The 20,646-nt window shown below is 32.0% G+C and carries 20 protein-coding genes; 15 read left to right on the forward strand and 5 right to left on the reverse strand.

All coding sequences use genetic code 11. The features are described from left to right. Window positions 1–6: 6 nt before the first annotated feature. From Q0772_RS01320 to Q0772_RS01350, 7 genes are all read left to right on the forward strand, one after another. Entirely contained in the window at window positions 7–375 is a 369-nt protein-coding gene (locus tag Q0772_RS01320; RefSeq protein WP_298339150.1) for a cupin domain-containing protein, read from the forward strand. After that, a complete protein-coding gene (locus tag Q0772_RS01325) occupies window positions 376–1,203 on the forward strand; it encodes an alpha/beta hydrolase (RefSeq protein ID WP_298339153.1) in 828 nt (275 codons plus the stop codon). Between the two features lie 18 nt (window positions 1,204–1,221). Beyond that, complete coding sequence (gene rluF, locus Q0772_RS01330; protein ID WP_298339156.1) at window positions 1,222–1,983, forward strand: 23S rRNA pseudouridine(2604) synthase RluF; 762 nt, start codon at window positions 1,222–1,224, stop codon at window positions 1,981–1,983. A gap of 7 nt (window positions 1,984–1,990) precedes the next feature. Then, on the forward strand, window positions 1,991–2,854 hold the full coding sequence (locus tag Q0772_RS01335; RefSeq protein WP_298339159.1) for a LytTR family DNA-binding domain-containing protein: 864 nt from the start codon (window positions 1,991–1,993) through the stop codon (window positions 2,852–2,854). Window positions 2,855–2,964: 110 nt separating this feature from the next. Then, complete coding sequence (locus tag Q0772_RS01340) at window positions 2,965–3,537, forward strand: hypothetical protein (RefSeq protein ID WP_298339162.1); 573 nt, start codon at window positions 2,965–2,967, stop codon at window positions 3,535–3,537. Window positions 3,538–3,605: 68 nt separating this feature from the next. Beyond that, window positions 3,606–3,791, forward strand: a complete 186-nt coding sequence (locus Q0772_RS01345; RefSeq protein ID WP_298339164.1) for a hypothetical protein — start codon at window positions 3,606–3,608, stop codon at window positions 3,789–3,791. Window positions 3,792–3,796: 5 nt separating this feature from the next. Next, window positions 3,797–4,222 (forward strand): VOC family protein, encoded by a 426-nt coding sequence (locus tag Q0772_RS01350; protein WP_298339166.1) that lies wholly within the window; start codon window positions 3,797–3,799, stop codon window positions 4,220–4,222. An 18-nt stretch (window positions 4,223–4,240) separates the two neighbouring features. Here Q0772_RS01350 and Q0772_RS01355 read toward each other — a convergent pair whose 3' ends face one another. The 3 genes from Q0772_RS01355 to ffh all read right to left on the reverse strand — a co-directional run bounded on the left by Q0772_RS01355 (window position 4,241) and on the right by ffh (window position 7,265). Further along, window positions 4,241–4,957 carry a TIGR02206 family membrane protein gene (locus Q0772_RS01355; protein ID WP_298339169.1) on the reverse strand — a complete coding sequence of 239 codons (717 nt, stop codon included), beginning with the start codon at window positions 4,955–4,957 and terminating at the stop codon, window positions 4,241–4,243. 30 nt (window positions 4,958–4,987) lie between these two features. Then, entirely contained in the window at window positions 4,988–5,863 is an 876-nt protein-coding gene (gene folD, locus Q0772_RS01360; RefSeq protein ID WP_298339172.1) for a bifunctional methylenetetrahydrofolate dehydrogenase/methenyltetrahydrofolate cyclohydrolase FolD, read from the reverse strand. A gap of 73 nt (window positions 5,864–5,936) precedes the next feature. Then, window positions 5,937–7,265 (reverse strand): signal recognition particle protein, encoded by a 1,329-nt coding sequence (ffh, locus tag Q0772_RS01365; protein WP_298339175.1) that lies wholly within the window; start codon window positions 7,263–7,265, stop codon window positions 5,937–5,939. Between the two features lie 302 nt (window positions 7,266–7,567). Between ffh and Q0772_RS01370 the strand changes: the two genes are divergently transcribed. Continuing rightward, window positions 7,568–8,143 carry a hypothetical protein gene (locus Q0772_RS01370; RefSeq protein WP_298339178.1) on the forward strand — a complete coding sequence of 192 codons (576 nt, stop codon included), beginning with the start codon at window positions 7,568–7,570 and terminating at the stop codon, window positions 8,141–8,143. 465 nt (window positions 8,144–8,608) lie between these two features. On the opposite strand, the gene Q0772_RS01375 is transcribed toward Q0772_RS01370, so the two are convergent. Next, complete coding sequence (locus Q0772_RS01375; protein WP_298339181.1) at window positions 8,609–10,360, reverse strand: hypothetical protein; 1,752 nt, start codon at window positions 10,358–10,360, stop codon at window positions 8,609–8,611. A 147-nt stretch (window positions 10,361–10,507) separates the two neighbouring features. Between Q0772_RS01375 and Q0772_RS01380 the strand changes: the two genes are divergently transcribed. The 7 genes from Q0772_RS01380 (at window position 10,508) to Q0772_RS01410 (ending at window position 18,495) form a co-directional block, all read left to right on the forward strand. Continuing rightward, a complete protein-coding gene (locus Q0772_RS01380; protein WP_298339184.1) occupies window positions 10,508–11,023 on the forward strand; it encodes a sigma-70 family RNA polymerase sigma factor in 516 nt (171 codons plus the stop codon). A 189-nt stretch (window positions 11,024–11,212) separates the two neighbouring features. Next, window positions 11,213–12,109, forward strand: a complete 897-nt coding sequence (locus Q0772_RS01385; RefSeq protein WP_298339187.1) for a FecR family protein — start codon at window positions 11,213–11,215, stop codon at window positions 12,107–12,109. Continuing rightward, window positions 12,102–14,453: a TonB-dependent receptor gene (locus Q0772_RS01390; RefSeq protein ID WP_298339190.1), complete on the forward strand. Its 2,352-nt coding sequence runs from the start codon at window positions 12,102–12,104 to the stop codon at window positions 14,451–14,453. Before Q0772_RS01385 ends, Q0772_RS01390 begins: the two co-directional genes overlap by 8 nt. Window positions 14,454–14,558: 105 nt before the next feature. Continuing rightward, a complete protein-coding gene (locus tag Q0772_RS01395; protein WP_298339192.1) occupies window positions 14,559–16,202 on the forward strand; it encodes a DUF1800 family protein in 1,644 nt (547 codons plus the stop codon). Window positions 16,203–16,205: 3 nt separating this feature from the next. After that, on the forward strand, window positions 16,206–17,840 hold the full coding sequence (locus Q0772_RS01400; protein ID WP_298339197.1) for a DUF1501 domain-containing protein: 1,635 nt from the start codon (window positions 16,206–16,208) through the stop codon (window positions 17,838–17,840). A 1-nt stretch (window position 17,841) separates the two neighbouring features. Then, entirely contained in the window at window positions 17,842–18,225 is a 384-nt protein-coding gene (locus Q0772_RS01405) for a hypothetical protein (RefSeq protein WP_298339200.1), read from the forward strand. Window positions 18,226–18,315: 90 nt separating this feature from the next. Beyond that, window positions 18,316–18,495, forward strand: a complete 180-nt coding sequence (locus Q0772_RS01410; protein WP_298339202.1) for a hypothetical protein — start codon at window positions 18,316–18,318, stop codon at window positions 18,493–18,495. 23 nt (window positions 18,496–18,518) lie between these two features. Here the strand turns inward: Q0772_RS01410 and argS are convergent, their stop codons facing one another. Continuing rightward, window positions 18,519–20,297, reverse strand: coding sequence for an arginine--tRNA ligase (argS, locus tag Q0772_RS01415; RefSeq protein ID WP_298339205.1), 1,779 nt, complete (start codon window positions 20,295–20,297; stop codon window positions 18,519–18,521). Between the last annotated feature and the right edge of the window lie 349 nt (window positions 20,298–20,646).

Here is a 20,646-nt window from a genome sequence, read left to right on the forward strand (position 1 = left end):
TTACGCATGTCCAAAAAAAAATATACCATTCAAAATAATCCTTTTGTAGTTCCAACTGTTGATGGGAAAATAATTAAAGAGCATTTTGGAAACACCACAGATGGCAATTCCAAAATTAGTATTGCACATATGAAGGCACCAGCTGGTTGGAGTGAACCTTTCCAAACTCCAGAATTTGATGAATTCACATTTATTATAAGCGGTAAAAAACAGTTTATTATTGAAGGGGAAACTGTTATTTTAGAAGCTGGACAATCTATAAAAATTGAGCGTCATACCAGAGTACAATATTCTAACCCATTTACCGAGGTATGTGAATATATAGCTATTTGCACACCCGCATTTTCTATGGATTTGGTAAATAGAGAAAATTAAATGAATAATTATATTCCAAAAATTTTAGGATCATTAATAAACTTTATCGCATACTTTTCATCTAAACGAGCTGCCAAAATAGCTATTGATTTATTTTCAACCCCAAGAAAAGGCAGAATAACTCCTCAAGAATCTGATTATCTAAAATCGGCTATTCAAAGTGATGTCTCTTTTGAGGACACTCTTATTAAAACCTACCATTGGAGAGGGGAAAAAGAAACTGTGTTACTAGTTCATGGATGGGAAAGCAACTCATTTAGATGGAAAGATTTAATCACTTTGCTTCAAAAAGAAAACTACAACATCGTAGCATTAGATGCTCCGGCTCATGGTGCATCAGGAGGGAAATTTTTTAATGCATTACTCTTTGCTGAATGCATTAACCTTGTTGCTAAAAAATTTAAAGTTAATACCATAATTGGACACTCTGTAGGTGGAATGTCAACTGTTTTTTTTCAATATAAATATCAATTAAAACATATTGAAAGATTAATTTTATTGGGAGCTCCAGCAGATTTCTTAGGTGTTTTTAGTCGTTATGAATCTATGATGGGATTTAATAAACGCGTATCAAAAGCCCTAGAGGATTATGTTCTAAAAAAATACAACCATTTACCTGAATATTTCTCGCCTTTCATCTTCTCTAAAGAGATTACTGCAAAAGGGCTTATTATACATGATAAAAAAGACAGGATTATTCCATACAAAGACGGATTAAAATTTAAACAGAATTATAATAATGCGACTTTTATTGCAACTAAAGGCTATGGCCATGGACTTAAATCAGAGCGTGTTTATCAGCATATCTTGAATTTTTTAAACAACTAAGTTTTGTACTTTTGAATTATGAGTGAAGCACCATTAAAGCGTATAAATAAGTTTTTAAGCGAAGTTGGCTATTGTTCCAGAAGAGAAGCCGATAAACTTATAGATGCTGGCAGAGTAACCATAAATGGGATTATACCAGAAATGGGAACCAAAATAGCACCAAATGATGTAGTCGCTGTAGATGGAAAAGAAATTAAAAACACAAAAACATCTTTTGTTTATTTAGCTTTTAATAAACCTGTAGGTATAGTTTGTACCACAGACACTTCTGTTGAAAAAGACAATATTATTGACTTTATAAATTACCCAAAACGTATTTTCCCAATTGGTAGACTTGATAAACCAAGTGAAGGTTTGATTCTTTTAACAGATGATGGTGATATTGTAAACAAAATTCTGCGTGCTAGTAATAACCATGAGAAAGAATATATCGTAACAGTTGATAAGCCTATTTCTCAAACCTTTGTAGAACGAATGGCAGGCGGCATTTATTTAGAAGATTTAGGCAAACGCACAAAAAAGTGTAAAGTTGAAAAACTAAGCACTTATAAATTCAAAATTATTTTAACGCAGGGTTTAAATAGGCAAATTAGGCGAATGGCAGAGTATTTAAACTACGAAGTACAAACCTTAAAACGTGTTAGAATAATGAATATCAAATTAGATATGCCTATTGGAGCGTATCGAGAATTATCTAAAGATGAATTTATTGAGTTGAATAAATTGATTAGCAACTCTACTAAAGAATATATTGCCTCTACTACAAAAAGAAAAGAGTAATAAATTTATGGCTTCTTTTTTTTCTAAAATATCATCTCAAAAAAAGCATATTGCTATAATTACGGGGGTATTTATATTAGCCATATTTTTTGAAACACTTCAACAGTTTTACTACATAAAACGTTTCAACTTAAATCAAAACGTTCAATTTATTGAGCTTTTAAAAACACAATCTTACAAATGGTTTGTTTGGTTAGTACTTTCATTATTACTTATACGTTTTGTAAAAAAACAAGCCTCAAAAAAAGCAAACTACTTTAAGCATACCCTCTTTATTTTTGGACTCGTATTCTTGTGCGTCATTATTATTTCAATAATTCAACTTATTTTAAACAACGATACTTTTTCAATCTCTAACTTTATTAATCAGTATATTACTTTTTTCACCTTTCAGAAGGCCCCAATTTATACTTTAGGCTATATAGCTATTGCCATTATTACTCATTTTTATTTTACTAATGAACAATTACAGATTGAAGTAGAAGCGCTTTCAGAATTAAAAACAACAAACACTAAACTTTATCAAGAATTAAGTAAATATATAGAAGATAAAGCATCGGTACTTAATATTAAAATAGGTAACAAACGAAAAATAATTCCTGTAAAAGATATTACCTGGATAGAAGCTGACGATTATTGCGTGATTGTACACACAAAAAAAGACAGCGCTTACACCATGCGTAGCTCATTAAAAGCTCTAGAAAGCAAATTATCAAACAACTTTTTAAGAGTACACCGAAAGGCCATAGTAAATATGGATAAAGCAAAGGAACTAAACCTTTCAAACATCCCTAAATTAGTTCTTGAAAACAATTTTGAAGTTCCTGTTTCAAAAAGTAATCTTAAAATTGTTAAAGATTTTATTAATTGATTTTATAAAATTCTTAACTAAGCTTACTGCAAATAAACACTAGATCTCTGCATTTTTAATTTTTGTTTAATCTTTTTGTGTTGATTTGAATAACCAAAAACAATATCATCATGAAAAAAATGAACAGTTTTATTTTCACCTTACTCATATCATTTACTTCTTTTTCGCAATATGATTATGATACTTCTGAAAAATATCCTTTTGGAAGATCCAACCCCGAAGCTCCAGAACAAATTAAAGATTACGAAGCCATGATTGGTGAATGCTATTGTAAATCAAGCACTAGGAAACAAGACGGCACATGGAATGAAGAAATAGATTTAGTTTGGCGATGGAAATATATTATGAATGGCATGGCAGTACAAGATGAAACTTTAAAAGCAGATGGCGGACACTCTGGAAGTATTAGACAATTTGTGGCTGACAGTAGTCGATGGTATGTACACTGGTTTTCATCAAAAACACCATCAACTAAATTCCCTGTTTGGGAAGGCAACAAAATAGATGATAAAATTATTCTGTATAAAGAACAAAAAGCCCCAAATGGAACAGATGGTTTTTTTAGACTTACATTTTATAACATGTCTGAAACTGGATATGAATGGATTGGAGAATGGGTTGATAAAACGGAAAGTGTCGTATTTCCAACTTGGAAAATTAATTGTGTTAGAAAAAAAGAATAAATATGATAGTTTAAAATGTGGTTGGCTAGTTGCAAAATATTCTTATTTTTGAAAAAATCAACTTTATTATGATAAGAACATTAGCATTAGTTTTAACCTTAATTGGAATGGCTGGTTTAATTATGGGTGTATTAGGTATATTTGGAACTCCAATTATTGCATCTTTAAGCCCTTGGGCATTAGCCATATTAGGTATTATATTCTTTATTGCAGGTGTTTCCATGCTTAAATATGGCAAAAGTAAATCTGCTTAACAAATATGCAAACTGTATCGCCTTTTCATCTAGCTATTCCTGTTTATAATTTAGAGACTTGCAGATTATTTTATAAAAATATTTTAGGTTGTGATGAAGGCAGAAGTAGTGACCATTGGGTAGATTTCAACTTCTTCGGGCATCAATTAGTTATTCACTATAAACCCAAAGAAGAATCAGCTAATATACATACAAACGCAGTTGACGGAAAATCTGTTCCTGTTCCGCATTTTGGAGTGGTTTTATCTTGGGATGTGTTTCACGCTTTCGCAGAAGATTTAAAAAATAAAAATATTGAATTTGTTATTGAACCATACATAAGGTTTGAAGGTTTAGCCGGAGAACAAGCCACCATGTTTTTTTATGATCCTTCTGGCAATGCTCTAGAGTTTAAAGCTTTTAAGGATATGGATCAACTATTTGCTAAATAGTGTTGTTTTATTAATTTATTACTTTTTTCGGGTTAAATAAAATGGTAAATAAATAAGTAAAAACAATGGAATAATTATTATTTGAACTACAATAATATACCAAGGCCATTCGCCAAAATAATCTAAAATTGATGCCGATTGTGGTTTTTCATTCAAATAAAAATAATTGGCTTCTAAAAGCTTATTTATTATAACCATTAGCACAACATAAACTTGAAGGGCTAAAAATGATTTAAAAACGCTTTTAAATTTTGGACGCATATTAAAAACGAAGGTTGCGTAAAAAATAATTATTAAAAGCCCCAAATGCACTATCCAATACCTAAAATAATCAAAGCTAGGAAAGCCCAAAGCTATGTCTGGTGTGATTACGGCTTGTAACGTTCCGCCTATAATCCAGAATACCAAAATCTCATACATCCAAAATTTTCTGTAATATGTAAAAATGGGAATTAATAAGCCTAAAAGGCTACACAAATACAAAGGTAAATCTGTAGATACATTATAATAGCCTAAACAGATTTTATTTGCATGAAATACAATAACTATTACGCTTACAAAACAGGCGAAAATATGTAACGCATTTTTTTGTTGAATTGAGTTAGAGAGTCGCTTAGCATAGTTTATAAAAACCATGCTAAATAATATGGCAATTACAATTGGGAATATATGCTGTAGGCTACCAATAACCACTCTACTAAACAAAAAAAATGCATCATAAATTAAGAAACTCATGATGCAATTTAGTTAAATATTGTTTATTTACTATTGGCGTCTTTCTCTTGCTAGTAATGTGTTTTTTAGTAGCATTGCAATAGTCATTGGCCCTACCCCACCAGGAACTGGTGTGATATAACTTGCTTTTTTGCTTACACTTTCAAAATGCACATCACCAGCAAGTCGGTAACCATTCTTTTTTGTTTGGTCTGGCACTCGGGTAATCCCAACGTCTATAATCACCGCGTCTTCTTTAACCATATCACCAGTTAAAAATTCTGAAATACCGATGGCTGCAACAATAATATCTGCAGCTCTTGTAATGTCTTCCAAATTTTTAGAACGACTATGCACCACTGTAACAGTAGCATCACCAGCTTTACGTTTTTGGCTCATTAAAATACTCATGGGACGACCAACAATATGGCTTCTTCCCATAACTACAACATTTTTTCCTGAAGTCTCAACTTGATAACGCTCAAGAAGTTCCATAATCCCATAAGGTGTTGCCGGTAAAAAACTTGGTAAATCCAATGCCATTTTACCAACATTAGTTGGATGAAAACCATCTACATCCTTATCTGGATCTACAGCCATTAAAACTTTTTGCTCTTCAATTTGTTCTGGCAAAGGCAGTTGTACTATAAAACCATCTATAGCATCGTTGTTATTTAACTCGTGAATTTTTTCTAGTAACTCTTCCTCTGAGGTATACTCAGGCATTTCAATAAGTGTAGACTCAAATCCTATTTTTTCGCAGGCTTTTACTTTGGCGTTTACATAAGTCATACTAGCACCGTCTGATCCCACTAAAATAGCGGCTAAGTGAGGTACTTTCTCGCCTTTAGAAATCATTGACTTTACATGATCTGCGATTTCTTCTTTAATATCGTTACTTACTTTTTTACCATCAAGTATGGTCATATCTATATGTTTTTGTAATTATAAAGATGCTTCGACTGCGCTCAGCATGACAAACTTCAAACTTCTAGCAAAACTAGCGCATATTTTTCATCATCTGCATCATCTTTTTACCGCCACCACCTTGCATCATCTTCATCATTTTGCTCATTTGGTTAAATTGCTTTAAAAGCTGGTTGACTTCTTGAACTGATGTTCCTGAGCCTTTGGCTACACGTTTTTTTCTGCTAGCATTCAAAACAGATGGGTTTGTACGTTCTTTTGGTGTCATGGAATGAATAATAGCCTCAATACCTTTAAAAGCATCATCATCTATATCTACATCTTTTAGCATTTTTCCTGCTCCTGGAATCATACCCATAAGATCTTTCATGTTACCCATTTTCTTGATTTGCTGAATCTGTTTTAAGAAATCATCAAACCCAAATTGGTTTTTGGCTATTTTCTTTTGAAGCTTTCTAGCTTCTTCTTCATCAAATTGTTCTTGTGCACGTTCAACTAAAGACACTACATCTCCCATACCAAGGATACGATCTGCCATACGCGACGGATAGAACACATCTATAGCTTCCATTTTCTCACCTGTACCAATAAACTTAATAGGTTTATTAACTACAGATTTAATTGAAATGGCTGCCCCACCTCGTGTATCACCATCTAATTTGGTAAGGATAACACCATCAAAATTCAAGACATCGTTAAAGGCTTTTGCAGTATTTACTGCATCTTGCCCTGTCATAGAATCTACAACAAATAAAGTTTCTTGTGGTTGAATGGCTTTGTGGATGTTTGATATCTCGGTCATCATCGCCTCATCAACAGCTAAACGACCAGCGGTATCTATAATAACCACGTTATGCCCGTTGGCTTTAGCGTGTGCTAATGCCGCTTGGGAAATGGCAACTGGATCGTTATTTCCTTTATCACTAAAAACCTCAACACCAATTTGGTCTCCAACAACGTGTAATTGATCTATTGCAGCTGGACGATACACATCACAGGCTACTAGTAGTGGTTTTTTTGTTTTTTTGTTTTTAAGATAATTAGCAAGCTTCCCAGAAAAGGTTGTTTTACCAGAACCTTGTAAACCAGACATTAAAATAATGCTTGGTGTTCCAGATAGGTTAAGACCTTCTGCATCGCCTCCCATAAGTTCGGTTAACTCGTCTTTCACGATTTTAACCATGAGTTGCCCAGGTTGTAACGTTGTTAATACGTTTTGACCTAGTGCTTTCTCTTTTACTTTGTTAGTAAACTCTTTGGCTATTTTAAAGTTAACATCGGCATCTAGTAATGCGCGCCTAACTTCTTTTAGAGTTTCGGCTACGTTTACTTCTGTGATGCTTCCATGTCCTTTAAGAACGTGGAGTGCTTTATCTAGTTTATCGCTTAAATTATTAAACATAATTTTATGTTTTCTGAAAGCAGTTTATTGTAATGCTTACTGCTGTTTATGATTGCTTTTGAAGATGCAAAAATAACTAAATATTTTGTTTTTATGAGGTTGATTTTAGGTTTTACCAAAAACATATTTTGTTATGCAAAATATATTGATTTGACATATTACAATATAAAACATGCCTTGATTTTGTAAAATTTTTCCGCTACCTTCGTTTACTGGCGGATATAAAACCACCTGTGCTGAACTTGTTTCAGTATTAAAACGATTTCATATCCGCGAAACATTAGGTGCAAGTTGAAAAAAATATGAAGGAAATAAGACAAAGAAAAGGATTTGAAACCCGGTCTTATAAAATAGACTCGGATTCTGAATTTGTAGAAGTTGAATACAATTCAATTAAGGACAAATTAAAATATAAAATTCATCTGACCGAAGTCGGAAACGAAATTCAGTACGAAGCGGACAACATAATCGTGGGGAAAATATTTGTTGGAATTACAAGTATCATAACTTTAATCTGTGTCGGAATTTATTTTTTAGGAAATCCAGAAAAACCTGGAACATACGTTGCCAATGCAATAATTTGGGGAGCACTATCAATTTTTGGATTTTTAAAACCACACAAGGATGACATTTTAATTGCGAATGGGAATAAACTAATAAGACTATTTCGAACTAAACCAAACGAAGAAAAAGTTACAGAATTTGCTAAAAATTTAATCAAAATAGCAAATAATAAAAAGAAAGAAATGCTCATCAATTTTGACTTGGAGGAAGAACAATTTATGGGAAATATGCAATGGCTAATGAATATGAAAATGATTGGCAAATCGGAATTAGAAGAATTAAAATCGGAATACAAACTAAAAAAACTGATATAAAAACCTGCACCTAACATTGGCTATAAACAATTGCTATTACAGGCTTATCCTGAAAATTCCTGCGGAATTTTCAGCTTGCTGTATATTTGCAAAAGTCCGAACTAACCCACGCAACTATCCATAGCCGAGACCGGTAAACGAACCTCTTCAAAAACAAAAACCACACTCAATTAAAAACTAAGCTAGCAGACTTGCCCGCGTTAGGGATAGTAGTGGAAATCCTTTTTAAACCTGAATAACATTAATTTTAAGGCTAACTAAATTTTGACAGATAGTTACGTCGCTTGCTCCTCACTATGACGTTTTAAAAAGATTGTAACGAATAGCCCGACCCTTGTGGTAACGCCCAAATAATAAACATAAAAAAGGCTGCCATTTGGGGAATGACAGCCTTTGAAAAGGAAACTTAAAATTAATTAACCTAACCAACCAAAAAGTAAGTTTCGCTTCTACCAAACATGTGTTTTAGTTTTTTTCTAGCACTAGGATACGCTCTATTTCTCCGTTTGAGTTGTAGTCTTTTAACTCAATTCTATTAGGTGTAATTTCTACAATTTTCCATCTGTGCCTTAACTCGCTAAATGGTTCGTTTTGTGTTCTGAAATTTAAACCTAAGTATAAACCGTTGTTTCTGTACGCTAACCAAGAGCCTATGTAGTTGTTGCCATCGCCCTCGGCAAATAACCTACCGTTTTCATTAAATCCAACAACATAATCGTTATAGTTTTCAGTTTCATTTACACCTTGGTCTAGATAAGAAGCTACTACCCACTCGCCGTTTGACAATACATCGCTTATGTAGTCTATGTCTTCATCCTCATCTGGACAGTGTCTTCTTAAAATTAATTTACTATTTTCATTGGTTAACTTTATTAATCCTGGTTCTAAGAAATTGATTACCCATATTAACTTTAAATCTGGCCTACCTTCTAAATCTATTTTTAAGGTAATTTTATCGTCTCTTAAACCAATATCATAAGTCCCTTCAATTAACTCGCCTTCAACTCTTAGTTTTACAACATCATCATCATAGAATTTTAAAGGTGTACCTATGTAATCTATTCTTTTACTTATATTATTAATTCTTATGCTATCTACTCTCCATAAGCATTCTTTTAAGTAATTTTTTACTCTTTCTTTTGTAATGGTGTTTATGACAACATCACAATTTCTCTTCATGATGATTCTATTTCCTCCTGCTTCGTATAGTTTAATTTTACCTTCTTCAATATCATAAACAATCCATTCTAGAGTAAAATCTGCTAAGGTGTCAAATTCTAATTTTAAAAGTGCTCCTCTTTCTGTTACGCGAGTACTCCAAGTTCCTGTTAACACATCTCCTCCTCTTGCACGCATTGTTACAGTATCGTTTTCTTTAAAGTTTAATGCGTACTCTTTGTATTGTGCTGTGTTATCTTGATTGTTTCTTTTAAACTCATACACTACCCATGGGCATTTTTTTAAGTACTCGTCTAAACGTTCTTTTGTAAAATCGTCATCTCCATAATCGTTATCATCATCTTCATCACAAAGATCTCTAGCTTCTTTAATTGTTCTTGCTAATTCTTGATTGTTATTAACATCTACAGTTGTTCCGTCTGCATACTTTAAAGTAATTGGAAAATTAAGACTTGCTATAACTTCTTTGTTTTTAACACGCTTTAAAAAACGGTATAATTGTCTGTCGTTTTCAATAGTTACAACATCTATAATTTGAAAATCTGTATTGAATACTGAAAAAGAAATTGGGTATTGAAAATCGATACACTCAATATCGTCATCTTCTTCGTTTTCTTCTTGACATTCTTCTATAAGCTCTTCTAACTCATCACGATTATTAAGCACTATTTCTTCATGATCTGATAAAATAATAGTTATTGGAAAAATGATTTCTAGTTCATCTTCATCATCTTCAAACTGATCAAAAATGGCTTCAATAACATCGAAATCTTCTTCAGAATCAATAATAATTTCTAATCCATTAACTTTTACGGTAATTGGTAATTTTACTGATGTACAACTAGCGTTATCAATAATATTATCCGAAGATCCGTCCATAATAGATGTTGAGAACAGTAAGCCTGTAAGCTCAGACTCAGCTGCAAGCGCTTCACTTTCTTCTTGAGGAGTAATATCTGTTTCTTCATCTTGACAAGAAGAAAACAATAAAAGGGCAAAAAAAGGAATTAGTAATAATGTTTTTAAATTAGTTTTCATAGTATGTGATTTTGGGTTAAACATAGCGTTTTGATTATAAAACAGGATAACTTTAAAAATTCCTACCCTAGATTCTAAAAAAATTCAAAAAAAATTAAATACTGAGCTCCAAAAAGCTTTATTTTAGTGGCATAACTACTAATATTAATGGGAAAACAATTGCATGAAAATATTTGTGAAGAGCATTTATTTTCTACTATTTTTAACAAACACGCTAAAGATTTACACAACTTTTTATACTATAAGTTTGGAGATTTATTAAATCCGAAAGATAAAGTACAGGAAGCTTTTATTAAATTATGGGAGAATTGTGCTAAAGTTTCTCCTGATAAAGCAAAGAGTTTTGTGTTTACTACAGCCAATAATTTAATGTTGAATGAAGCAGCGCATCAAAAAGTGGTTTTAAAACATCAGCAAACTAAACCGAAAATGTCTACTAATGAAAGTCCTGAATTTTTAATGCAGGAGGCTGAGTACAATGATAAATTACAAAGAGCACTTTCTAATTTAACAGATGCGCAACGCGAAGCTTTTATGATGAACCGTGTTGAAGGTAAACGCTTTAAAGAAATTGCAGAAACTTTAGGAGTTTCAACTAAAGCGGTTGAGAAACGTATTTATGGAGCTTTGACAAAGTTGAGGAAGGATATTAAGGAGTTGTAAGTTGTTGGTTGTTGGTTGTTGGTTGTTGGTTGTTGGTTGTTGGTTGTTGGTTGTTGGTTGTTGGTTGTTGGTTGTTGGAAAACTATATTTTTAAACTGAATACTGAAAATTTAAGTTTTTGAAAAAAAAAAAAAAAAAATAAGGGTAGGAAAAAATAAAAGTTAACTGTTATATAGTTGTATAGAAATTATGAAACGAGAAGAACTCATATCGAAATGGTTAGATAACAACCTAAATAATCAAGAGTTTGAAGCTTTTAAAAAGCTTGAAGACTACGATGATTTGGCAAAGTTAAATACCAACTTGCAAGCTTTTAAAGCTGATGACTATAATACATCTTTTGAATTAGAAAATGTATTATCTGCTATTAAAAGTAAAAAGCAAGTACCAACTCATTGGTTAAAACCATTTATGCGTGTTGCTGCTATACTTGCAGTTTGTTTTAGCTTGTATTATTTTACCACTACTATAGACACGACTATTTCTACTGAGTATGCTCAAAAAACAACCATAGAATTACCAGATGCATCTAGTGTTTCCCTCAACGCAAAATCAAACTTAGTTTTCAATAAGAAAGACTGGAAGCAAGACCGCGAAGTTACACTTCAAGGAGAAGCCTTTTTTAAAGTAGCTAAAGGATCATCATTTAAAGTAAAAACAACATCAGGAACCGTTACGGTTTATGGTACTCAATTTAATGTAAAACAACGGGACAATTATTTTGAGGTTATTTGCTACGAAGGATTAGTTGGGGTGACTTATAACTCCCAAGAAACAAAATTAAAACCTGGAAACAGCTTTTTAATTATTGATGGGAAAACAATTGCTAAAGAAAAAGAAAACCGCACAATGCCTTCGTGGTTAAATAACGCTAGTACGTTTAGAAGCTTACCTTACAAAACTGTTATTGCAGAATTTGAGAGACAATACAATGTTCAGGTTACGTTATTAGGTATAGACTCAAATCAGCTTTTTAGCGGTAGTTTTGCTCATGACAATATAGAACTAGCTTTAAAATCAATTACCTTACCTTTACATGCAACGTATAGCAAATCAAACAATACGATTACATTAAGAGGTGAATAAAGGCTTTATTCTTTCTATTTTTTTATCTGTATTTTTTTTGAATGTTGCTTCCTTTAAAGCGCAAACCACTCAAAAAGAAAAGCAACCTCTTATTGCTATTTTAAAAATACTTTCTGAAAAATATGATGTTAGCTTTTCTTATGTTGATGCCATAATTAAGAATAAAGATGCTACGACTCCAGAGGTTAACTTATCATTAAATGAAGCTATAGAATTTCTTCGATTAGAAACACAATTAGATTTTGAACTTCTTGATAATGGTTTTATAGTTATAAAATTAAAGAAACAAGAGGCATCAAGTTTTAAAATACAAAACCTTGATGAAGTTGTTGTTACTAATTATTTAACCTCTGGTTTAACGAAACTCAATGACGGCTCTTTAACCATAAAACCTAAAACCTTTGGCATTTTACCTGGGCTTATTGAGCCTGATATTTTACAAACCATACAAGCAATTCCTGGAGTTTTAAGCACAGATGAAACCGTTTCAAACATTAATATTAGAGGTGGTACTCATGATCAAAATTTATTGCTTTGGGATGGTATTAAAATGTACCAGTCTGGTCATTTTTTTGGCTTAATTTCAGCGTTTAACCCGTATACTACAAAACATGTTAATGTATATAAAAATGGAACACGAGCTAAATATGGTGATGGTATTTCAAGTATTATTGATATGCATTTACCAGATGAAATAGATAATGAGTTTGAAGCAGGCTTAGGATTTAATTTAATTAATGCAGACGGTTATGTTAAAGTACCATTATCAAGAAATACCGAACTCCAATTATCTACACGTCGCTCTATAACAGACTTGATAAACACCTCAACCTACGACCAGTATTTTAAACGTGTTTTTCAAGATTCAGACTTTACTAAAGCCAAAGAAAACAACAATACAGTATCGCAAAACGAAACGTTTTATTTTTATGATATTGCTGCAAAATTTCTTTATGATATTTCTAAAAAAGATAAAGTAAGATTTCATTTTTTAAATGTGAACAACAATTTAAATTACGATGAGCAATCAACAATCAACAACAGAAATGAAGCTCTAAACAGTAAATTATTACAACAAAATCTAGCACTAGGAGTAACCTATACCAGAGATTGGAATAAACACCTCGCTACTACAGCACAGGTTTATGTTTCCCATTACGACTTAGATGCTACAAATTTTGATGTAATTAACGACCAGCGGTTAATTCAAGAAAACGAAGTTTATGATGGTTCTGCAAAATTTGATATTAATTACTTCAAAAACCAGTTAAAAATAAATAGCGGCTACCAGTTTACAGAGGTTGGTATTAGTAATTTAGAAGATGTTAACAACCCTAATTTTAGGAGTTTTATTAGAAACGTTTTAAGATCTCACGCTATTTATGGAGAAACAGGGTTTCTTTCTAAGAATGCAAAATCCAAATTAACTTTAGGGGGGCGGTTAAATTATATTGAAAAATTCAATATGTTATTTGCCGAACCTCGATTAAGCTTTTCTCAGCGGTTTCTAAACCATTTTAGGTTTGAGGTTTTGGGCGAGTTTAAAAGTCAAACCACATCTCAAATTATCGATTTACAAAACGATTTTTTAGGCATTGAAAAACGCCGTTGGGTTTTATCTAACAACAACAAGGAAGTTATAAGGAATGATATTCAAACCATATACCCTATTCCAGTATTAAAAAGCAAACAACTTTCAGCAGGTATACATTACAACAAAAACAAGTTATTGATTAGTGCTGAAACCTATATAAAAAAAGTTAATGGTATAACTACACGCAGTCAAGGATTTCAAAACCAATATCAATTTAGAAACGAGGTTGGCAGCTATGAAATTAAAGGTTTAGATGTTTTGCTTAATAAACAATTTAGCGATATTATTAGTAGCTGGATTTCATATTCGTACAGTAAAAATGAATATACATTCGATAATTTAAATGATGGTAATCCCTTCCCAAATAATACTGACATTACTCATGCCATAACCTTTGCAGGAACCTATACAAATAAAAATATCAAATTTGCTGCTGGTTTAAATTGGCATTCGGGACTACCAAATACTGAACCTGATATTAACCAAAACCCTTCAAACAGCGATATTGAATATCAAGCACCAAATAGTAGCCGATTAAAAGAGTATTTAAGAATAGATTGCTCTGCAACATATGCTTTTAACATCTCAGATTCAGCAAAAGCTAGTATTGGTGCATCAGTATGGAATGTGCTAAATAAAAACAACATAATCAACACCTATTATGCTTTAAATGAAGATGATGAGATTGTACCAATTGAAAACAGATCATTAGGTATAACTCCAAATGTAAGTTTTAGAGTTAGTTTTTAAAAAAACACCCTTTCAACCATTTAACTAACTGAATTTCAACGAATAATTAAAATTCCACATACAACTAATTAAAATTTTGAGTAATTTTCAAAAAATAATTAGTTAATGGCATCACTTAATCCACTTGGAGGTACTCTAGATTTGCGTAAAGCTAAACATCTACTTAGAAGATCTACCTTTAATTATAGCAAGGAGCAATTAGATATTTTTGTTGGTATTACAGCCACTGATGCTGTGAATAGTTTAACCACTGCATCAACCAATACGTTACCTGAACCCTATGACCCACTACCTAATGAGGCACCAGACGGTTACTGGACTTCATCAACAGAACTTCCAAATTCTTTTGATGGACAAACACGAAAGCGTGCTATAGTTACGGCTTGGTGGTGGCATAATGCTATGAGTCAGATAAGTTTAAAACACAAACTATCGTTTTTTCTTCATACTTGCTTTACCGTTGGAAAAGATTCAGGAGTTGGAGCTGCAACTTATTTTTATGACCACATTAGACTATTAGACTATTATGCTCTTGGCAACATAAAAACATTAGCAAAAAAAATTACTTTAGATAATGGGATGCTAGATTATCTGGACAATACCCAAAATAACGATAATAACCCTAATGAAAATTATGCACGAGAATACTTAGAATTATTTACAATACTTAAAGGTGAGCAAATTGGAGAAGGGAATTATACCAATTACACCGAATACGATATCCAACAAGCTGCAAAAGTGTTTTCTGGATTTAAAAAACGTGCAGATAGAAGTGATATCGATCCAGACACAAACATTCCTACTGGTTACAACAATTACAATAGACACGATAAAACAAATAAAACCTTTAGTCCTGCCTTTGGCAGCCAAGTAATAAACGCTGCTACTAATGCCGCTGATATGACTCGAGAACTTAACGATTTTGTAGATATGGTTTTTGCGCAGCAAGAAACTGCAAAAGCATATTGCAGAAAGTTATATCGCTATTTTGTAAAAAGTGAATGGAATGATGCTGTTGAAACGGATATTATTACACCTCTATCTCAAATTTTAATTGATAACGATTTTGAAATTCTACCCGTGGTAACTACGCTGCTGTCTAGCGAACATTTTTATGATGCAGATGATGCTGATGCTACTGATAATATAATCGGGAGTATTATAAAAAGTCCTCTGCAACAATTATCTGAAATATGCTCTATGTTTAGCGTAACATATCCAGATCCAACAACAGATGCATATAGATATTATAATAACTTCTTTTTAAGATTTATTCATAATACTTATACGAAAGCAGCTGGGATGGAATTATATAATCCTGATTCGGTTGCTGGTTATCCTGCTTATTACCAAGAACCCAATTTTGATAGAATTTGGTTTTCATCTAATACTTTAATAGGTCGTTATAAACTTATAGAGAGTCTTATAATAGGAAGGAACACTATAATACCAAATGCGCAAATTTATGCTAAATTAGATACTGTTGCCTTTACTAATAATAAAATATCCAACCCTTCTAATCCTGTAATGCTAATTACTGAAATTTCAGACTTACTATACCCTGAATCAATTGATAGTAATAGAATTAACTATTTCAAAACATTTTTAGTTGATGAAGGATTCCCTAATTATTATTGGACGGATTTATGGAATCAATATATAAATGATAATGATGACACCTCTGTAAAAGTTAGATTAAATGCGCTTATTACTGCCATGGTTAATGCTGCAGAATTTCAATTAATGTAAATTATGAAAAGAAGAAATTTTATAAAGCTTTCGGCATCAGCTTCTGTTATCGGTTTAACACCCTTTGAATTACAAGCGGCTATAAAATCGTTTATGCCATATGTATCTTGCCCCGATATTTCTAATAGAAAATTAGTTTTAATAAATCTAGCAGGTGCTAATGATGGTTTAAATACAATTATCCCATTAAATCAGTACGATACTTATAGCAATTTAAGACCTACAATTAAAGTACCTGAGTCTGGAGCTAATCAATATATTTCTTTAGACGCAACACTCCCAGACAACCAACAAGTGGGTCTAAATCCAGCTTTAACTGGTTTTAAATCACTTTATGACAAAGGTTGGTTACGTATACTTCAATCTGTTGGCTATCCTTCTCAAAACAAAAGTCATTTTAAATCTACCGATTTATATTTAACAGGGAATGATGGTAACAGTCTATTGAACGGACCCGACACGGGTTGGATAGGGCGTTTTATGGAATTATACTACGCAGATTTAGTTGTTGAAACTTTTCCTTTAGCAGTGGAAATAGGCTCTAATAAAACCTCGCTTGGTTTTCATGGTGAGGAAGCACATGGCTTATCGTTAAATATTACAGGTCAAGACCCTTCTGGCTTTTACTCTATATTAAATGGGCTAGGTGGCGCACCACCAACTAATATTCCAGATTCGGATTTTGGAAAACAATTAGAATATATAAACAATACAGATTCACTTTCAAACACCTATGCTGAATCTATCTCTAAAGCCTTTAATTCAGGTCAAAATGATGTGAGCTATCCAGATACTGATTTAGCAGACCAATTAAAAACAGTAGCGCGTTTAATTAGTGGCGATTTAGGGTCAAAAGTGTATATGGTTCGGATTTCTGGTTTTGATACACATAATTTGCAAGTACAAGGAGCAGGCGATCTTTTGGGAAGACATCACGAATTATTAGCCGAATTATCTGGAGCTTTGAAGGCTTTTATGAATGATATTGACAACCAAAATATAGCTGATGATATTGTTGGTATTACCTTTTCTGAATTTGGAAGAAAAGCTAGAGAAAACGGGAGTTTCGGAACAGATCATGGAGAAATAGCTCCTATGTTTGTTTTTGGAAAACCAATAGCAGGAGGTGTTTCTGGAATAAATCCAGATTTAACAGAAGCATCAGAGAGCAACAATTGGCAAATACAAACAGTACAATATGACTATAGACAAACCTTTGCAACATTGCTTCAAAACTTTTTAGGAGCAGACAATACGATTATAGATGCCACTTTTTTCAATCATACAATAAATGATAGTTTTTCAAACCTTAAATTAGATGATTTATTAAAAGCTGAATTTAAACTAGATAACGAGTGTTTTGGTTCTGCCTTATCCACTAATACCGCAGAGGATGTTAAAAATTGGTTAGTTTATCCAAATCCTTTTAGAAATACTATCAACATTTCTGGGATAGAAGATATAAGTTCTCTTAAATATAGAATTTATAATAGCTCTGGTGTTTTAATTATTAATAATAGTGGTGACATCTCTAATGGAAAATTAAGCTTAAATTTAAGACGTCTTCCAAACGGGATTTATTTAATTGAAATTTTAACTGGAGGTAAAAAAGAAATTCATAAAGTGATTAAAATTTAATATGAATAGAAATATTTACAGAAAGATCAAACAACTTTTTGCTTTCTTAATATTGATGCTTAGTCTAGCATCTGTTTCTGGATTTACAAGTATTTCAATTAACTTAGAAAAACCTAAAACAGAGCTTGTTTCCTCCCAAAGAAGAAATGTTTCTGATGTTACTAAATACAAAAATATCCCTAGTAATCATCTAGCTATAACTCATAGCAATTTTACTCATTTTAATTTCAAATTATTACTTAACACACATAAAATCAATACCTTAAATACTCTAAAATCTCAAAAAAGAGCTACAATACAATTTCTAAAACCCCAGTTTTTAGAGCAAAACCTAATTGCTAAAATAAATACTGGAAACTACAAAGTCTACTTCATAAAGCAATAGTAATTCCTATTTGCTAGAAACTAGCAAAACAAACTACATGTTTAATTTTTTAACATCAATGCTATTGATGTTATAACACTAGTTATATTTATGAAGACTCTTAAAAAAACATTAAGGCTTTTTGCTTTAGTAATAATGATAGCTTTAGCATCTATATTACCTGTACCCGTAACTTTTTACAGAAAAGATAATCTACCTAAGTTTAAAATTGAGCAAATTGATAAAAAGCGAGATGATAAAACTCAAGAAGACATAAAAGAGATTAATTAAAATTTAATAAAAACTCTATTAACTTACATACGATCGGGAACCTGAATACCTAATAACCCAAAACTATTTTTAATAGTATTTGCAACTACTTGAGATAATTGTACTCTAAATGCTTTTTCAGTATCGTTATCTGCTCCTAAAATAGACACATTCTGGTAAAATGAATTGAATTCTTTAACCAAATCGTAGGTGTAATTAGCAATTAAAGCTGGACTATGGTTTTCAGCGGCATTTTGAATGACTTCTGTGAATAACTGTATCTGTTTGATTAATTCGCGCTCTTTATCATGAAGCGATAATGTTTTAATACTAGTATTAAAATTAATATCAGCTTTACGTAAAATAGATTGAATTCTAGCATAAGTATACTGAATAAACGGCCCCGTATTTCCTTGAAAGTCTATAGACTCCTTTGGATCAAATAAAATACGTTTCTTAGGATCAACTTTTAATATATAATACTTTAAAGCACCTAAACCAATGGTTTTATAAAGTTCTTTTTTCTCTTCATTTGAATAACCATCGAGTTTACCTAACTCTTCTGAAATCTCTTCAGCAGTTTGTGCCATATCCAAAATCAAATCATCTGCATCAACAACAGTACCTTCTCTACTCTTCATCTTTCCGCTAGGTAAATCTACCATCCCGTAGCTTAAATGATATAGATTCTTAGCCCATTCAAAACCCAATTTTTTTAGAATCAAAAACAGGACTTGAAAATGATAATCTTGCTCATTTCCAACAGTATAAACCATACCTCCAACATCTGGAAAATCTTTTATACGTTGAATCGCTGTACCAATATCTTGAGTCATATAAACTGCAGTTCCATCGGCACGTTGTACTATTTTTTTATCAAGCCCCTCATCGGTTAAATCACACCAAACCGAGCCATCACTTTCTTTGTAGAACACACCATTTTTCAAACCTTCACTAACAAACTCTTTTCCTAATAGGTAGGTCTTACTTTCATAGTAAAGTGTATCAAAATCAACACCTAAATTTTTGTATGTAATATCGAATCCATTGTAAACCCAACCGTTCATTTTCTTCCACAATGCTACGGTTTCTTCATCTCCAGACTCCCATTTTCGCAACATATCCTGAGCCTCTAAAAGAATCGGAGCATTCTTTTTTGCTTCTTCTTCAGACTGACCAGAACCTATTAAATTTTGAATATCCTTTTTATACTCTTGATCAAACTTCACATAATAATTACCTACAAGTTTATCTCCTTTTAAACCTGTACTTTGTGGTGTTTCGTCATTCCCAAAGTGCTTCCAAGCTATCATACTTTTACAAATATGAATCCCTCTATCATTTATAATCTGAGTTTTATAAACTTTCTTTCCTGAAGCTTTCAAAATTTCAGCAACACTGTAGCCTAAAAGGTTGTTTCTAATATGCCCTAAATGCAATGGTTTATTAGTGTTAGGAGAGGAATACTCAACCATAATAGCCTTTTCATCTGGTTTTGGTGATACAAAACCATATGTTTCATTATTTTTAATACCATCAAAAAAATCAAGATAATATAAATCGTTAATTTCAATATTTAAAAACCCTTTTACAACATTAAATCCTTTAACATCCTCAGCATTTTCAACTAAATAATTCCCTATGCGTTCCCCTATTTGCACAGGATTACCTTTTACATAACGCAACATTGGAAAAACCACCACAGTTATATCTCCTGAAAACTCTTTCCTTGTGGCTTGGAATTCAACAGTTTCTAATTCAATATTAAAATCAGATTTTACGGCTTGTTTTACGTAATTCTCTAAGGTTTCTTGAAGGTTCATTTTACTGGTATTAAGGCTGCAAAGATAGAAAGTTTTTAATGTTATTTCTAGCAATAACAAAAAAGCTAAGACACATTGATTCTATCAGTTAAAAATTACCGAATACTATAAAAAAAAAGCGGATGCATTTCATCGGTAAAAGTGCTCTTTTTCTATGATTTTTACCGTTTGTCTATTCGTCGATTTTTAAGCTATTTTTCTGGTGTCCTTTCGTCTAATTTTTTGGTATTAAAACGCAGAAATTAGATTTTAAATATCCTTTTTTCAACTTTTGCGTGGTAATGCTATTAATTCGAACTTTTTCGGATAAAAATTTTAACGCTAACAAATAATTACAGCTAAAAAGGTA

The sequence above is a fragment of the uncultured Algibacter sp. genome, from assembly GCF_947490405.1.
Classification (GTDB): domain Bacteria; phylum Bacteroidota; class Bacteroidia; order Flavobacteriales; family Flavobacteriaceae; genus Algibacter_B.

Coding starts and splice junctions, on each gene's coding strand:
- Q0772_RS01395 (WP_298339192.1), top strand. CDS start 14,559: ATGGCATCACTTAATCCACTTGGAGGTACTCTAGATTTGCGTAAAGCT.
- rluF (WP_298339156.1), top strand. CDS start 1,222: ATGAGTGAAGCACCATTAAAGCGTATAAATAAGTTTTTAAGCGAAGTT.
- Q0772_RS01410 (WP_298339202.1), top strand. CDS start 18,316: ATGAAGACTCTTAAAAAAACATTAAGGCTTTTTGCTTTAGTAATAATG.
- Q0772_RS01405 (WP_298339200.1), top strand. CDS start 17,842: ATGAATAGAAATATTTACAGAAAGATCAAACAACTTTTTGCTTTCTTA.
- Q0772_RS01380 (WP_298339184.1), top strand. CDS start 10,508: ATGGGAAAACAATTGCATGAAAATATTTGTGAAGAGCATTTATTTTCT.
- Q0772_RS01350 (WP_298339166.1), top strand. CDS start 3,797: ATGCAAACTGTATCGCCTTTTCATCTAGCTATTCCTGTTTATAATTTA.
- Q0772_RS01355 (WP_298339169.1), bottom strand. CDS start 4,957: ATGAGTTTCTTAATTTATGATGCATTTTTTTTGTTTAGTAGAGTGGTT.
- ffh (WP_298339175.1), bottom strand. CDS start 7,265: ATGTTTAATAATTTAAGCGATAAACTAGATAAAGCACTCCACGTTCTT.
- Q0772_RS01345 (WP_298339164.1), top strand. CDS start 3,606: ATGATAAGAACATTAGCATTAGTTTTAACCTTAATTGGAATGGCTGGT.
- Q0772_RS01340 (WP_298339162.1), top strand. CDS start 2,965: ATGAAAAAAATGAACAGTTTTATTTTCACCTTACTCATATCATTTACT.
- Q0772_RS01370 (WP_298339178.1), top strand. CDS start 7,568: ATGAAGGAAATAAGACAAAGAAAAGGATTTGAAACCCGGTCTTATAAA.
- Q0772_RS01400 (WP_298339197.1), top strand. CDS start 16,206: ATGAAAAGAAGAAATTTTATAAAGCTTTCGGCATCAGCTTCTGTTATC.
- Q0772_RS01325 (WP_298339153.1), top strand. CDS start 376: ATGAATAATTATATTCCAAAAATTTTAGGATCATTAATAAACTTTATC.
- Q0772_RS01375 (WP_298339181.1), bottom strand. CDS start 10,360: ATGAAAACTAATTTAAAAACATTATTACTAATTCCTTTTTTTGCCCTT.
- Q0772_RS01335 (WP_298339159.1), top strand. CDS start 1,991: ATGGCTTCTTTTTTTTCTAAAATATCATCTCAAAAAAAGCATATTGCT.
- folD (WP_298339172.1), bottom strand. CDS start 5,863: ATGACCATACTTGATGGTAAAAAAGTAAGTAACGATATTAAAGAAGAA.
- Q0772_RS01385 (WP_298339187.1), top strand. CDS start 11,213: ATGAAACGAGAAGAACTCATATCGAAATGGTTAGATAACAACCTAAAT.
- Q0772_RS01320 (WP_298339150.1), top strand. CDS start 7: ATGTCCAAAAAAAAATATACCATTCAAAATAATCCTTTTGTAGTTCCA.
- argS (WP_298339205.1), bottom strand. CDS start 20,297: ATGAACCTTCAAGAAACCTTAGAGAATTACGTAAAACAAGCCGTAAAA.